The sequence below is a fragment of the Pseudoalteromonas sp. MER144-MNA-CIBAN-0113 genome (assembly GCF_040308965.1).
Taxonomy (GTDB): domain Bacteria; phylum Pseudomonadota; class Gammaproteobacteria; order Enterobacterales; family Alteromonadaceae; genus Pseudoalteromonas; species Pseudoalteromonas tetraodonis.
Map to the genome: position 1 here is coordinate 1 of NZ_JBEOOG010000088.1, position 15,861 is coordinate 15,861.

Genomic DNA, 15,861 nt, shown 5'->3' on the forward strand with positions numbered 1-15,861 from the left:
GAGCGCGAAGGATTGACCAATAGCAACTATGATAAACATACCGAAATAAGCTCAGGGCATGGGCGCATTGAAACAAGAGTTTGTCAGCAATTGCTTATTGATAAAAGCTGGTTAGATAAAATCTACCAATGGTCTGGCTTAAAGAGTGTTATTCAAGTAACCGCTGAGGTTCACGATAAATCATCAGGTACAGACACGATAGAAACGCGTTGGTATATTAGTTCGTTAGCGTTAGGTGCGGAGCAAGCACTTAATGCGGTACGAAGCCACTGGCAGGTTGAAAGTATGCATTGGATGTTGGATATGAACTTTAGGGAAGATGAATCAAGAATCCGTAAGAAGCAAGGACCCCTTGTTTTTAACGTAATGAGAAAAATAGCCATGGCGTTATTTAAACAAGATACAACTAAAACAGCCAGTATGGCGAGAAAAAAGAAAATGGCAGGGCTAGACGATGATTATCGCTCAACCCTGTTAGAATCTGGGATTAAAATGCGCTAGCCGTGTGTCATTAGGCGGGATTGCTATTGCGATTGGTGCTATGACTGATGGTGCGATTGTGATGATTGAAAACATGCACAAGCATATGGAGAAAAAACCGCTAACAGATGAAAACCGTTGGCAAGTGGTGATTGACTCTGCCAGTGAAGTTGGGCCTGCGTTATTTTTTAGCTTATTAATCATTACCGTGAGCTTTATGCCGGTATTTATTTTAGAAGCTCAGGAAGGGCGAATGTTTGCGCCATTAGCGTACACAAAAACCTATGCAATGGCAGCTTCTGCTGGCTTAGCAATTACCTTAGTACCCGTGCTGATGGGTTATTTCATTCGGGGTAAGGTGATATCTGAAAATAAAAACCCAGTTAACCGTTTACTGGTAAATAGTTATAAGCCACTGTTAAACACAGTCTTAAAATTCCCCAAAAGCACCTTGTTAGTGGCACTGATTATCACTTTAGTGGGCTTTTATCCGGTAAATAAAATAGGCAGTGAATTTATTCCACCTCTTGATGAAGGTGATCTAATGTATATGCCGACTACTTACCCAGGAATTTCAATAGGTAAAGCGCGCGAGCTATTGCAGCAAACCGATAAATTGATTGCCACTGTGCCCGAGGTAAAAACCGTATTTGGTAAAATTGGACGAGCGGAAACGGCAACCGATCCGGCACCACTGACCATGATTGAAACCTTTATACAGTTTAAGCCTAAGGAGCAGTGGCGCGAAGGCATGACCACTGAAAAGCTCAAGCAAGAGCTGGATGCTTTAGTAAAGCTCCCAGGACTCACAAACGCTTGGGTAATGCCAATTAAAACGCGGATAGATATGCTGGCTACAGGGATTAAAACCCCTGTGGGTATAAAAGTCGCGGGCCCTAATTTGAATGAAATTCAAAAAATAGGTCAACAAATAGAGGTATTACTTAAAGATCTTCCCGGTACGGCGTCTGTTTACTCAGAGCGTGTAGCGGGTGGGCGTTATATTAAGGTAGATATTAACCGTGAAAAAGCAGCGCGCTACAGTTTAAATATTGCTGATGTGCAACAAGTAGTCGCAACCGCTATTGGTGGCATGAATGTGACTGAAACGGTTGAGGGTCAAGAGCGCTACCCAGTAAATATTCGTTATCCGCAAGCGTACCGTGACTCCCCAGAGGAGTTAATGCTGCTGCCTATTGTAACCCCTGCTGGGCAACGCATTGCACTTGCCGACGTGGCTGATGTATACATTAGCGATGGCCCTCCTGGCATAAAAAGTGAAAATGCCCGTTTAAATGGTTGGAGCTTTATTGATATTAAAGATACTGACATTGGCAGCTACGTAGAAAGTGCTCAGCAGTTACTAAACGAGCAGCTAATTTTACCCGCAGGGTATTCTATAACTTGGGCAGGGCAATATGAATACATGGAGCGTGCCAAAGCCAAACTGAGTTATGTGTTGCCGTTAACCTTAGCCATTATTGTGGTACTGCTTTACCTGAATTTTAGAAGCTTCACTGAAGTATTTATTATTATGGCGACATTACCACTGGCGATGATAGGGGGTATTTGGCTCATGTATTTAGAAGGCTTTAATTTCTCTGTTGCTGTGGGGGTCGGCTTTATTGCCCTTGCTGGGGTGGCCGTAGAAATAGGCGTTATTATGTTGGTGTATTTAAATCAAGCGTATAAAGCGCAGGTACAGGCCGCCTCTCAATTAGGAAAAAGCATGAGTATTGAGCAGCTTAAGCATGCCATATTAGAAGGCGCCGGTTTGCGCGTTCGCCCGGTAATGATGACGGTAGCAACCATAGTGATTGGCCTGTTACCTGTTTTATATGGCACAGGCACGGGGAGTGAAGTAATGAGTCGAATAGCCGCCCCCATGGTTGGCGGTATGTTTAGCGCCATTGTTTTAACATTGCTGGTATTGCCTGCTGTGTATTTATTATGGCGAAAGCGAAACCTATAATTTTTACACTGGTTGTGTAACTTGTACTGTAAAAAATCAGTGCAAGTTACCCATCTTTACTTTACCTGCTGATTTTATTGTGTTTTTTATTGGCATGATTCACGCATCTATTTAATCATTAGGGTTAAATAGTAAGGAACGCACATGCAAGTTAAAACAATCCAAGAAGTGTTCGATTGGACCGTTCAATTTCACACACAAATGGCCGCTAATTTTTTTAGTGTAAAGGACCTACTCGGGGAGCATAACAAACAGCTAATTGATTATTGTGTTGAGTATGAAAAAAAGCTCGCTGAGGATTTAATTGGCTTTAAAGCCATCACGCAAATAAACACATTAGATACGTATTGTTATGAATATTTTTCAGAGCACTCAGAAATTATTAACTTTACTGATTTAGATCGCAGTAACCAATTAGATGAGCAAGTAATTCAAGAATACTTATCAAAGCAGCATCAAAAAGTATTGAACGCATATAGTTATTTGGCTGATAAAGCACAATCACCTGAGGCTCAAGAAAAACTAAGTGAGCTGTTGCAACTTGAAGAGCAAGGATTAAAGCAAATGATACAAAGCATTAATCGTCATGCAGATATGTAGCAACAAGTGTTACGCATAAAAAAGGCGCTGTAATAAGCGCCTTTTTCGTGTGTAAAATAATAGAGCACATTTAACTTTGCTCTACATCAACCACTAAGTCACTCGTAATTGACTCAAGAGCGTTAATTACTTCGTCTTTGTTAAGCCCATTAGGCAGGCTGACGGTGGCAACGGCACTAAAAATTGGCACCCCCCAGTTTGGCGCACTTTGCTGCCTTGAGTTTAAGTTCGTAATATTAGCGCCTTTATGACGAATAACACTTGCCAACTCCTGGACTATACCGGGGCGATCGTTCCCGGTGATCACAAAATTAAGCTGCTCGAGTTCAACAGGCTCAATTTCGGTGTTGCCTTTTTCAATACGAACATCTAATTTAGGAAGCCCATTAAGCGCATCTTGAAATGCCTGTAAATGCTCTTCAGCCACCTCAACTTGTATAATGCCAGCAAAGTGGCCAAGCAAATGACTTAAATTACTGCTTAACCAATTACCGTGGTTTTCCAATATAACCGATGAAATACTTTCTACTAAACCGGGGCGATCTTCCCCTAAAATGGTTATTACCAACTGCTTCATAATAGTTCTCTTTTTAAGCCCAAATGAAAAAATAAATGCATAGGCATTAAGTGATGCGATCTAATGTATGTGATTCTTAATGTATGTAAAAGCTAACCACAAAAGGATTGTTATATCTTAATAGGTTACTTTATTATTGTTATATTAGATGCCCATTGAGTATTGTCTTGGATAAATAGTTTGTCCAATTAATAATTGATTTAGTTTATTAATAACACATAAATAAATACAATTATTTAATAAAATAATACTTTAATATTATTTTGTGGTTCCAGTAAAGAATTATTACGACTGTAACATTACTGTCACTTTGATGAAATATAATGCGCCCAACGTTAAGATATAAGGGTGTTTTGATGACTTCAAATCCGAATAAACCGACTTTTAATACGGATCGAAGCCGTCTATTTAAAGACCGGTTTGCTAAGTTTGGCATAACCGCAGGCGGTATAATGGTATTAATAGCACTGCTATTGATCTTTTTTTACCTTCTTTATGTAGTGCAGCCTATTTTCGAGTCAGCTAAAGTTGAAAAGCGCGCTAGCTTTAATGTTGCTAATGCTGAGCAAATAGTTGGGCTTGGTGTTGAAGAGCAAACTGAGGTTGCTTACTTACTTGATAATCAAGGCCAAGTTAACTTCTATAGTGTTGATAAAGCAAACTTTGGTAAAAAACTAAAAACACTTAATGCCACTTTACCTGCGAAGGTAACCAGCTTTGCAAATAGTGCTCCTTTTCAAGGTCATTATGCGTATGGCTTAGAAAATGGCACCGTGACTATTGTTGCGCCTAAGTTTTTAGTCACCTTCCCTAATAATGAACGTAAATTAAGCCCGCGTTTAGGTTATCCATTGGGTGAGATGGCGTTAGAAGTTGATGAACAAGGTGCTGCTATTAAGCGTTTTGCCTTTAGCCATTATGAGGACAAAACAGCCGTTGTGGCACTTACCGCCGATAAACGTGTGGTATTTAGCAGCTTTGTAGCCGAAGAAAATATGTTTACCGGTGAAGTCGAATGGCAAGTTGAACGTACCGAATTGAACGTTGATGGTCGCGTAGATGAGTTATTAATGTCGCCGGATACCACCCGCACATTTGTTCGCTCTGCTAATCAAATTTACGTATTCGATACTCGCTACCCAAGTGAAGTAGAGCAAATCCAATTATTATCTGCCAACGAAGAAAACGCTAATATTGTGTCATCACAATTATTAGCTGGTGCTAACTCCCTGATGTTGGCCAATGATAATGGTGAAATATCGCAGTGGTTTGAAGTAAACACTGACTCAGGTCGCGAGTTTCAAAAAATTCGTTCGTTTGAAACCACTAAGCAAAGTAAGCTCAATGTTTTTACTGAATTCTACCGCCGTACCTTTTTTACAACGGGTCAAAATGGTGAGCTAGGTGTTTATTACACAACCAGTGAAGCAAAGTTGTGGCAAGGTAAAGTCAGTGAAGGTGCAATTGAACAGTTTGCTATTGCTCCGCGTTCAAATGCGGCATTGATTTTGGCTGATAACAAGCTAACGGTATTAGAAATTCATAACGAACACCCAGAAGTAACGTGGTCAGCGCTTTGGCAAGAAGTATGGTACGAGGGTTACCCTGAGCCGGGTTATATTTGGCAATCAACGTCTGCAAGTGATGATTTTGAATCTAAGTTCTCACTGGTACCAATTTCATTTGGTACTTTAAAGGCTGCTATGTATGCAATGTTATTTGCTGTGCCTATTGCTATTTCAGCCGCTATTTACACCGCTTACTTTATGTCGAGCGAATTACGTCGCGTAGTTAAGCCGACCGTTGAAATAATGGAAGCTTTGCCAACGGTAATACTCGGCTTTTTAGCTGGCTTGTGGTTAGCGCCTTTAATTGAAGAGCACCTGCCGGCTATTGTTGGCTTACTCGTATTACTGCCATTAGGTATTTTAGCAACCGCTTTAGGTTGGACTAAATTACCTGCAGCTATTCGCCATAAAATTCCTGAAGGCTCACATTCAATTTTATTAATTCCTGTGGTGTTATTTATTGGTTGGTTGTCATTTGCGATGAGCGAAAGTATTGAACTGTGGATGTTTGATGGCAATGTGCGTCAATACTTAACCAATGAGCTTGGTATGACTTTCGATCAGCGTAACTCGCTTGTGGTTGGTATTGCGATGGGCTTTGCGGTTATTCCTACTATCTTCTCAATTGCGGAAGATGCGGTATTCAGCGTTCCTAAGCATTTATCCAATGGATCGTTAGCATTAGGTGCAACGCAGTGGCAAACGCTAATTCGCGTGGTGTTACTTACGGCTAGCCCAGGTATTTTCTCTGCGGTCATGATGGGGTTAGGTCGCGCCGTAGGCGAAACCATGATTGTACTGATGGCAACCGGTAATACGCCGATTATGGATTGGAGTATTTTCCAAGGTATGCGTACCTTAGCCGCTAATATTGCCGTCGAAATGCCAGAGTCGGAAGTGGGGAGTTCGCATTATCGAATTCTATTCTTAGCCGCCTTTGTATTATTCATATTTACCTTTATTTTCAACACCGTTGCTGAATTTGTTCGTCAGCAGCTGCGTGAAAAATATAGCTCAATGTAAGTGGAGAAACACGACATGGTAAAGCAGTGGTTTAGGTCTGGTTCTCCTTGGATTTGGATGACCGGTGGTGCCGTCAGCATCAGTTTAATTTCAGTAATTGGTTTACTCGCCATGATTGCATGGAAGGGATTAAGCTTTTTTTGGCCATCTCAAGTTATGCAATATGAGCTTGAAGGCTCGATTACTAAACAAACCGTTATTGGTGAAATTTACGACCGTGAATTAGTACCTAAGTCGCGTTTAGCGGCAACCGGTATTGATGTTTCTAAATTTGAAAAAGACGAGGTTGAGCGTTTACTAATTAAAACCGGTAACCGTGAGTATGTAGATTTAGACTTTCGCTGGATACTTGAAACTGATATTACACAAAGCTCAGCACCAAAAGCACTCGCGGTATTTGAGCGTAGCAAAAACGGTAACTTTTACGGTTATGTAGAATCAGTAATCAAAGACGGTGAAACAATAACTACAGATAAAGTTGAAACATTACATGATCTTGTAGAGCGTGCGGTTGACTTAAATGACGAAGCACTGGATTTACAAAATGGTGATATTGGTCATATAAACTACGAGTTAGAGCGTTTACGTTTGCAGGAAAAAGCCTATTTGCTTGATAACGAGCTAACTGATGAGCGCGTAGCTGAACTTGCTCAAGCCCGTGCTGATTTACGTGCGCAATATGGTGAGCTTGAAAAAGAGTTATTTGCACTGCGTAACCAAGCTAAGCGTGACCAAGTAACTGTGAAAGATATGCGTGGTGAGATTGTTACTATCCCGCTTTATCAAGTGTTGGATGTATGGTTTCCAAACGATATGGGCTTTTTTGCTAAACTAGGCCATTACTTTGTGCAGTTAGGCAAGTTTGTTTCAGATGACCCACGTGAAGCCAATACCGAAGGCGGTGTATTTCCTGCTATCTTTGGTACGGTATTCATGGTGATGTTAATGGCTGTGATTGTGACGCCATTTGGTGTGGTTGCCGCCATTTATTTGCATGAATATGCAGCTAAAAACGCAATTACTAAAATGATCCGTATTGCGGTTATTAACTTAGCGGGTGTTCCGTCAATTGTATATGGTGTATTCGGTCTAGGTTTCTTTGTGTATATGGTAGGTGGCAGTGTTGACCAACTATTTTACCCAGAGTCATCGCCTACGCCTGTATTTGGTACACCTGGCGTGATGTGGTCGGCACTTACCTTGGCTATATTAACGTTGCCTGTGGTAATAGTGTCAACCGAAGAAGGTTTATCTCGTATTCCTAGTACAGTGCGCGATGGTTCATTAGCACTGGGTGCGACTAAGGTAGAAACGTTATGGCGAATCATTATTCCTATGGCCAGCCCTGCTATTATGACGGGGTTAATTTTAGCGGTTGCTCGTGCTGCGGGTGAAGTTGCACCGCTTATGCTGGTGGGTGTGGTAAAAATGGCACCAACGTTGCCGCTTGATGGTAACTTCCCTTACATACACTTAGATAGAAAGTTCATGCACTTAGGTTTTCATATTTACGATGTTGGCTTTCAAAGCCCGAACGTTGAAGCGGCGCGTCCGCTGGTATATGCAACGGCCTTTTTGTTAGTGTCGGTTATTATTACCCTTAACATCACCGCCATTGGTATACGCAACCATTTACGTGAAAAATTCAGATCGCTTGAGCATTAATTTAGTATAGGTAACAAACATGATTACAGTCGCTCCAAAAGTAAACCAAGCAAAGCCAAGCTTGAAGTTAGATTTAAATAATTTAACAGACGAACAAAAAGCGCTAGAAATTAAAGATCTCGACCTTTACTACGGTGATAAACAAGCACTGAGTAAAGTAAATATGAACATTCCGAAAGGCCAAGTAACGGCATTTATCGGTCCGTCGGGTTGTGGTAAGTCAACTTTGCTGCGTTGTATTAACCGTATGAATGACTTGGTTGATATTTGTCGCATAGAAGGCGAAATAATGCTGCACGGGCAAAATATTTACGACAAAAGCGTAGATGTTGCTGCGCTTCGTCGTAATGTTGGCATGGTGTTTCAGCGTCCAAACCCGTTTCCTAAATCAATCTACGAGAATGTGGTTTACGGTCTTCGCCTGCAAGGGATTAAAGAAAAGCGTAAGCTTGATGAAGTGGTAGAGCAATCGCTACGTGGTGCGGCTCTTTGGGATGAAGTAAAAGACAGACTTCACGATAGCGCATTTGGTTTATCGGGCGGTCAGCAGCAGCGTTTAGTTATTGCTCGCTCAATTGCGATAGAGCCAGAAGTATTATTACTTGATGAACCAACATCAGCACTCGACCCGATTTCAACTTTAGTGATTGAAGAACTAATTAATGATTTAAAGAATAAATTTACTGTGGTTATTGTTACTCATAACATGCAACAAGCAGCGCGGGTATCTGATCAAACCGCGTTTATGTATATGGGTGAGCTCATTGAGTATTCAGATACCAATACGTTATTTACCACACCAACGAAGAAAAAAACTGAAGATTATATTACCGGACGCTACGGCTAGTCGGGTTAAAACGCTAAAACAATGAATTATTAAAGAAGGTCATTATGGAACACAACATTAATAAACATATTTCTGGTCGTTTTAATCAAGAACTAGAAGATGTCCGTAACCATGTGCTAAGCATGGGTGGACTGGTTGAGCAGCAACTAAATAGTGCCCTTGATGCGGTAAGTCAAAACGATGCGGTACTAGCACAAAAAGTGCGTGAGAATGATTATAAAGTTAATGCAATGGAAGTGAGTATTGATGAAGACTGTACTCGCATTATCGCGCGTCGTCAGCCAGCGGCTAGCGACCTGCGTTTAGTGGTGGCAATTGCAAAAACCATTGCCGATTTAGAGCGAATTGGTGATGAAGCTAAGCGAATTGCTAAAGTTGCACTAGACTCATTTACTAAGGATCAACAAGATTTATTAGTAAATATCGAAAATATGGGACGCCAAGTATCTAAAATGTTGCATGACGTTTTAGATGCATTTGCACGTATGGATGTGCAACGTGCATTTGAAGTGCATAAAGAGGATGCCAAAGTGGATAGGGAATATGAAGCAATCACCCGTCAAATAATGACTTACATGATGGAAGATCCGCGCTCAATTCCAAAAATTATGGATTTAGTATGGTCTGTTCGCTCATTAGAGCGCATCGGTGATCGCTGTCAAAACATCGCTGAATATATTATCTATTTTGTAAATGGAAAAGATATTCGTCATACATCTCAAGAAGATATTGAAAAATCACTGTAGTGATACGAATAACTAGAAAATAAGAAAGGCAGTAATACACTGCCTTTTTTATTTTTTGTAAATAATTGAATGAGAAAAAGCGTTCACAATCTAGCTTAATGCTGTAAAATTCACGCTGAACAGCATATTGAATTGATTAAAGGGTCAGTTATGCCAACAAATTTTTTAGGTGTTTTTGCAAAATCACCTATAAAACCAATAGAAGAACACATCAGAAAAGCGCATCAAGCAAGCGAAAGTTTGATACCTTTTTTTAATCATGTTTTTAAAGAAGAATGGCAACAAGCTGAAGAGCTACGTTTAACCATTCGTAATATAGAACGTGAAGCTGATGAAATGAAAAGAACTATACGTTTACAATTACCTGGCGGATTATTTATGCCGGTAGAGCGTACAGATCTGCTCGAATTAGTAACCCAACAAGACAAAATTGCTAACAAGGCAAAAGACATTGCTGGGCGTGTAATTGGTCGTGAGATGATCATACCAAAAGAGATTCAAGAAGACTTTTTGGCATACGTAACTCGTTGTGTTGATGCAACTAAACAAGCATCTAAAGCGATCAATGAGTTAGAAGAATTGTTAGAAACGGGCTTTAAAGGCAGAGAAGTAACTCTGGTTGAAAAAATGCTCGTAGAATTGGATGCCATAGAACAAGACACGGATGAAATGCAAATTAGAATACGCCGCCAACTACGTAAAGTAGAAAGTGAGCTAAATCCAGTTGATGTGATGTTTTTATACAAAATCATTGAATGGGTTGGCGAGCTTGCAGATATTGCAGAGCGCGTAGGATCACGTCTTGAGCTGATGTTAGCTCGTTAATTTAAAATCAGTTCAAACACGAAAGATTAAGGTTACACAATGGATATCATTGCATCTTACGGCACGGTATTAATTTTAATTGCCGCAGCAGTCGGCTTTTTTATGGCTTATGGTATTGGCGCAAACGACGTTGCCAACGCGATGGGTACATCAGTAGGTTCAAAAGCACTTACCATTAAACAAGCGATTTTTATCGCGATGATTTTTGAGTTCGCAGGTGCTTATTTAGCGGGTGGTGAAGTAACATCAACAATTCGTAAAGGGATTATTGATGCGGCCCCATTTGCCGATATTCCTGAGCTGATGGTTTTAGGTATGATCGCCTCTTTATTCGCCGCAGGCAGTTGGTTATTAATGGCCTCGTTTTTAGGCTGGCCGGTATCGACGACTCATTCAATCATTGGCGCTATTATTGGTTTTGCTCTAGTTGCAGTAGGTACAGAGGCTATTCAATGGGGTAAAGTTGCCGGTATTGTAGGTAGCTGGGTTGTAACGCCAGCGATATCAGGTTTTATAGCGTACTTAATATTTATGAGTGCGCAAAAGCTGATTTTTGACACCGACGCTCCACTTAAAAATGCAAAACGCTTTGTCCCAATATATATGGGGTTAGCTGGCTTTATTATGGCACTTGTGACCATTAAAAAGGGCTTAAAGCACATTGGTATTAATTTAGGTACCTTTGAAGGTTTTGCTATTTCTATTGGTATAGCGATACTAGTTGCTGTTATTGGTAAAATTACGATTTCTCGTTTAAATATCGATCCTAAAGCGGATAGAGAAATGCAGTTTAACAATGTAGAAAAAGTGTTTGCAGTACTTATGGTGCTAACAGCCTGTTGTATGGCATTTGCTCATGGTTCTAATGATGTTGCTAATGCAATTGGACCACTAGCTGCTGTTGTTAACATTGTTGAAAATAATGGTGAAATCGCGAAGAAAGCGGCTATTGCTTGGTGGATATTACCACTGGGTGGTTTAGGCATTGTTGCCGGTCTTGCTATTTTAGGCAAAAAAGTAATTAAAACCATTGGTGAAGGAATTACACATTTAACACCAAGCCGTGGTTTTGCTGCTGAATTAGCCGCTGCATCTACCGTTGTTATTGCATCGGGCACAGGCTTACCTATCTCAACTACACAAACCCTAGTGGGTGCCGTGTTGGGTGTAGGAATGGCACGTGGTATTGCCGCACTTAATATGGGTGTAATAAGAAATATTGTAGTTTCTTGGGTAATTACATTGCCAGTTGGTGCTGCCCTTGCTATTGTTATTTTCTACGTACTAAGAACCGCTTTTGGGGTTTAATAAAAAGTACTTAAAAGACTTTTAGCTTGAAAAGATCTCAACGCCCTTGGTGTTGGGGTCTTTTTATTTGTGGAAAGAAAAATGACCAATCTCCCTAGTATAAAGCAGCTACAGTATTTATTAGCTGTGCATCAGCATCAACATTTTGGCCGCGCAGCAAGTGCCTGCTTTATTGGCCAGTCAACGCTGAGCACCGCAATTCAAAATTTAGAAGAGACCTTAGGGTGTCAGCTTATAGAACGAGAAAATCGCAGCCTTATGTTTACCACCATTGGTGAAGAGGTTGTTGAGCGTTCAAGAAAAATCATTAACGACACTATTAGCTTAAAAGAGCTTACCAAAAGCTTTTTAACGCCGCTTAGCGGCACATTAACGGTCGGTGTTATTCCCACGATTGCGAGCTTTATTGCAGCGCCTCTTTATCACTTTTGTCAGCAAACGTTTGCTGACTTAGAGTTAGTTTTAGTGGAGGATACCAGCGACAAGCTACTTGATAAGTTAGAGCATGGGCAAATTGACTTGGCACTATTAGCGCTGCCCTACGAAACCGATAAATTTCATACTCAAGTACTTGCACAAGATCATTTTAGCTTAGTGCACCATAAAGACTACACACCAGCTAAAGGCATTAAAGACTTTAATTTACTACCAGAAGCGAGTGTATTTTTACTTGAGCGAGAGCACTGTATGACTGGGCATGCGCTCAGTGCGTGTCATTTAAACCGCTCTAGCTGTATAAATCCCTTTGAGGCAGCTAGCTTACATACTTTATTGAGTATGGTTGAGTACAAACTTGGCGTGACTTTTTTACCGCAAATGGCGATTAACGCGGGTATTTTAGAAAACAAAAACATGCTTGCTACGCCATCACAAGGTGATGCCTATCGTGATATTGGTGTACTGTGGCGCAAAACAACGGGGCGGATTCGTGACTTTAAATTGTTTAGCCAACAGTTAGAGGTCTTTTTGAAAAAGCAGTGCAGTGTTGATTTTAAGTAACGTAAAAAAAAGCGTATTAGAGATAATACGCTCAATAACACAGGGAATTAAAGTGGCTGCTTGTGCTGGCCATGGTAGCTCTCTAGAGGTGGTAAAAACAATAAGTAAACCCACACAACAACATTGAAGTAAGGCACCAGTCCAAGCACTGTAAAGGTTTTTACAGGGTAGCCTTTAATCTGGGCATACTTGTAACATTGAAGCGCAATAGCAAAGTGTATAAACAATAATAACGTGATTAGTTGCGTCATAAACATCCTCCTTATGACCAAATGTCCATCTTTAAGAGTATAGACATCTAGACGATAAGAAATAAAGATGTCATGTAAAATCAAGGTAATCACTTAATTTTCATGACATTGTGCTGCCGATAAGCAAAGTATAGGTTAGATGGGCAATTTTGGTAGTAATAAATTGCTTAAATTTGTTTATTAATGTTTATAGTGATGTGAGGGTATCTTGATAAAAAATAGGGTTGTTCTTTATTTTTTCTAATTCAATCAGTACCTTGTCGATAGGGACAGGGCGAGCAATAAAATAGCCTTGCCCGTAGTCTACGCCTATTTCTTTGAGTGCAAAAAATACTTCAGCGGTTTCCACATATTCAGCCACAGAGCGCTTATCTAGTGACCGACTGATATCGTTTATAGCTTTTACTAGCGCTAAATCAATGGAGTCGTTAAGCATATCGCGGACAAATGAGCCGTCAATTTTTACATGTTGGGCTGGTAATTGTTTAAGATAATTAAAGGTACTAAATCCGGTACCAAAGTCATCAATCGAAAAGTGGCAGCCTAAATTATTTAACCGTTCAATCATTTTACGAGTGGCAGCCAAATTATTAATGCTAGCCGATTCGGTTATTTCAAAAATAATTTTTGACGGAGGCACTTGATATTTTTCGAGGCTCGACTCTATTAACGGCAGTAAACGCTCATCTAAAAATGATTGTGCCGATAAATTTATTGCAACCTGAAGAAGCTCTGGGTGCGCAGCAACACTCGCAATACTGTTACGAATAACACATTGATCCATTAAAAAGATGTCGTTAAGCATTTCCAATGAGGGAATAAATTGATTTGGGTAAATAAGTTCGTCGTCGAGCTTTAATCTCAGTAGTACTTCAAAGTAAGCAACCTGATTAGTTTTAAAGTCCCAAATGGGTTGATAATGAAGTTCTATACTGTCTTGTTGTAGAGCTTGGCGTACACCATGACCCCATTCTAAGCCCGTTTGCAGCGCATTGTTTTCACCATCTTGTTTTGAATAACAATGTACTAAGTTACGGCCTAAATTTTTAGCAATATATAACGCAATATCTGATTGCTTTAAACATTCATTAGGGTCGCAGTTATCAGCAGTAATTTGTGTTAAGCCAATAGAGCAGCTAATTGAATACACTTGATCTTCTGACTTAAATTGATTGCCCTCAATGGCACTACAAATCCCCTCTGCGATTAAATGTGCATCTAATAAATTGGTGTTTTTAAGGATCACCGCAAACTCATCGCCACCCACACGGCAGATCAGGTGCTCATTACTAATATTGCCAATAAACAGTTGTGCCACTTCTTTTAAAACAATATCGCCTTGTTGGTGGCCTTTACTGTCGTTGATTATTTTAAAGTGATCAAGATCGATATAAATAAGCGCATGCTCAATATTTGCATAGGTATTTTCGCTTTGGCAAATATAGTTAAGTTGTTGGTCAAAATAATAACGGTTGTGTAGTCCTGTTAAGGTGTCATGCAATGCTAAATGGCGTAATTGAAGCTCAGCTTGCTTACGCTCATGAATATTATCGAGTGTGGCGGTAATGGTCGCGTTATTACTGCTATTTTTTATTAGCTGGAGGCGGCATTCAACCCACACCGAATTGCCGTTTTTTTGTTGCAGTTTAACTTCTATTTTTTGTTTATTTGCGCCACCTTGTAAAATGTCATCAATAGTGGATTGTAACGACTGTTTATACTCTTTGGTACAAAATGCAGTTAATGGCTGTTTCAAGGTCAATTTAACCCCAAAACCACTCAAAGACTCCCATGCAGGGTTTATAAAGCGAATATTGCCTTGCTGGTCTAGCTCAAGCACCACGGTATTTAGGTGCAATAAAATACGTTGATGTGCTGAAAACAGGTCGCGATACTTTACTTCACTAATACTTAATTGCTGCACTTTATTGGCAAACTCAGCATAGCTGACCATAAAGTCTTCACGACGAGCTGCGTGGTCACAGACTTTATTTAAAAATGAGGGGTCGTAAGGGGCGCGAATAAAGTCGGTAACGCCTGAAAGTAATAACTGCTCGGCGTAATCGGCATCGTTTTTGTCAATAATAGTAACAATGGCTTGCTGAGGGTTATGCTGCAGAATTTTTTCGACTAATTGATTTGAGCTTTCTGCTTGTGCCGCTGTGGCATCCAATAGCACGATAGCAAAAGGCTGCTGATTATAAGCACTTAGCGCCGCTTTTTCAGTTGTGACATGGGTGATAGCAAAGTTAAGTTTTAATTGCTCACTCATATCATTTGCCCTGCTGGCAAAGGGTTCTAATAACAACAGGTTTAAGCGACTACTTTTTTCTAAATGGCTCGACAACACATTTGCGAGTATTTGCGGCAGAATATCTTGGCGCTCAAAAGGCAGTACCGCATCTATGCCATAGCTACGTGCGGTAGTTTCGGCGATTCGCTCACAATAAATCGGCGGAATTAGCAAAATAGGCGTGTTTTTAGGCGTGTTTAGTAATCCAGAGCGGATCATACGGGAAAACCGCCAACCATCAATTTTACCTACATCTAAGCCGGTTATGATTATATTTACACTTTGGTTTTTTAATATTTTTAACGCATCTTGGCTGTCTGAGGCTTCAATAAACTCAAACACACTAAGCCTCTCCAGCGTGGCACGTATAGTCTGGCGCTCATCATTACTTGCATTTAATATTAGCAATTTAAGCTGTTTCGCCACTTAGGTAACACTCCGAGAAATGCAGATCATAAAACTGTAAGAGTAATGATATTTAGCCATAAGAACAAGCGTATTTAACCGCTATTTTAAATGTAGTTCATTAGTGGCCAATTAGGGAGAATATAAGGGATATTTTGAGCTTCATTAGTAATAGTAATTAGGGAGAATATAGGGGTTATCTTGAGCTTCGTTACTAATAGTTAAATACCCAAACCACCTCAAAATGCAGAATTCAGCGCTTCACAGGGGCTTAATATCAAGGCGATACTTTGCAGTAATGG

The 15,861-nt window shown here is 40.3% G+C and carries 12 protein-coding genes and 1 pseudogene; 10 read left to right on the forward strand and 3 right to left on the reverse strand.

What is annotated here, in order from left to right; genetic code table 11:
* The 3 genes and pseudogenes from AAEY57_RS16820 to AAEY57_RS16830 form a co-directional block, all read left to right on the forward strand.
* Positions 1-501: ISAs1 family transposase (locus tag AAEY57_RS16820; protein ID WP_350608319.1), on the forward strand; the 501-nt coding region annotated here is incomplete at its 5' end.
* Positions 497-2,452 (forward strand): annotated as a pseudogene (locus AAEY57_RS16825) (efflux RND transporter permease subunit); the annotation flags it as partial. The gene AAEY57_RS16820 and the pseudogene AAEY57_RS16825, both read left to right, overlap by 5 nt.
* A 144-nt stretch (positions 2,453-2,596) precedes the next feature.
* Positions 2,597-3,052, forward strand: coding sequence for a hypothetical protein (locus tag AAEY57_RS16830; protein WP_024601955.1), 456 nt, complete (start codon positions 2,597-2,599; stop codon positions 3,050-3,052).
* 70 nt (positions 3,053-3,122) lie between these two features.
* Here the strand turns inward: AAEY57_RS16830 and AAEY57_RS16835 are convergent, their stop codons facing one another.
* Positions 3,123-3,629: a glycine cleavage system transcriptional repressor gene (locus tag AAEY57_RS16835; RefSeq protein WP_013465996.1), complete on the reverse strand. Its 507-nt coding sequence runs from the start codon at positions 3,627-3,629 to the stop codon at positions 3,123-3,125.
* 356 nt (positions 3,630-3,985) lie between these two features.
* Here AAEY57_RS16835 and AAEY57_RS16840 point away from each other — a divergent pair, with 356 nt between their 5' ends.
* The 7 genes from AAEY57_RS16840 (at position 3,986) to AAEY57_RS16870 (ending at position 12,610) form a co-directional block, all read left to right on the forward strand.
* Complete coding sequence (locus AAEY57_RS16840) at positions 3,986-6,220, forward strand: ABC transporter permease subunit (RefSeq protein WP_024601956.1); 2,235 nt, start codon at positions 3,986-3,988, stop codon at positions 6,218-6,220.
* 15 nt (positions 6,221-6,235) lie between these two features.
* Positions 6,236-7,885: a phosphate ABC transporter permease PstA gene (gene pstA / locus AAEY57_RS16845; RefSeq protein ID WP_013465994.1), complete on the forward strand. Its 1,650-nt coding sequence runs from the start codon at positions 6,236-6,238 to the stop codon at positions 7,883-7,885.
* Positions 7,886-7,904: 19 nt separating this feature from the next.
* A complete protein-coding gene (gene pstB, locus AAEY57_RS16850) occupies positions 7,905-8,732 on the forward strand; it encodes a phosphate ABC transporter ATP-binding protein PstB (RefSeq protein ID WP_008114812.1) in 828 nt (275 codons plus the stop codon).
* Positions 8,733-8,776: 44 nt separating this feature from the next.
* Positions 8,777-9,478 carry a phosphate signaling complex protein PhoU gene (gene phoU, locus AAEY57_RS16855; RefSeq protein WP_008466339.1) on the forward strand — a complete coding sequence of 234 codons (702 nt, stop codon included), beginning with the start codon at positions 8,777-8,779 and terminating at the stop codon, positions 9,476-9,478.
* A 150-nt stretch (positions 9,479-9,628) separates the two neighbouring features.
* Complete coding sequence (locus tag AAEY57_RS16860; RefSeq protein WP_010391736.1) at positions 9,629-10,303, forward strand: TIGR00153 family protein; 675 nt, start codon at positions 9,629-9,631, stop codon at positions 10,301-10,303.
* Between the two features lie 39 nt (positions 10,304-10,342).
* On the forward strand, positions 10,343-11,611 hold the full coding sequence (locus AAEY57_RS16865; RefSeq protein WP_350608320.1) for an inorganic phosphate transporter: 1,269 nt from the start codon (positions 10,343-10,345) through the stop codon (positions 11,609-11,611).
* Positions 11,612-11,692: 81 nt separating this feature from the next.
* Positions 11,693-12,610: a hydrogen peroxide-inducible genes activator gene (locus AAEY57_RS16870; protein ID WP_008114821.1), complete on the forward strand. Its 918-nt coding sequence runs from the start codon at positions 11,693-11,695 to the stop codon at positions 12,608-12,610.
* 47 nt (positions 12,611-12,657) lie between these two features.
* Here AAEY57_RS16870 and AAEY57_RS16875 read toward each other — a convergent pair whose 3' ends face one another.
* Both AAEY57_RS16875 and AAEY57_RS16880 read right to left on the reverse strand, forming a co-directional pair.
* Entirely contained in the window at positions 12,658-12,861 is a 204-nt protein-coding gene (locus tag AAEY57_RS16875) for a hypothetical protein (protein ID WP_008114823.1), read from the reverse strand.
* A 187-nt stretch (positions 12,862-13,048) separates the two neighbouring features.
* Positions 13,049-15,580, reverse strand: a complete 2,532-nt coding sequence (locus tag AAEY57_RS16880) for a two-component system response regulator (RefSeq protein WP_350608321.1) — start codon at positions 15,578-15,580, stop codon at positions 13,049-13,051.
* Between the last annotated feature and the right edge of the window lie 281 nt (positions 15,581-15,861).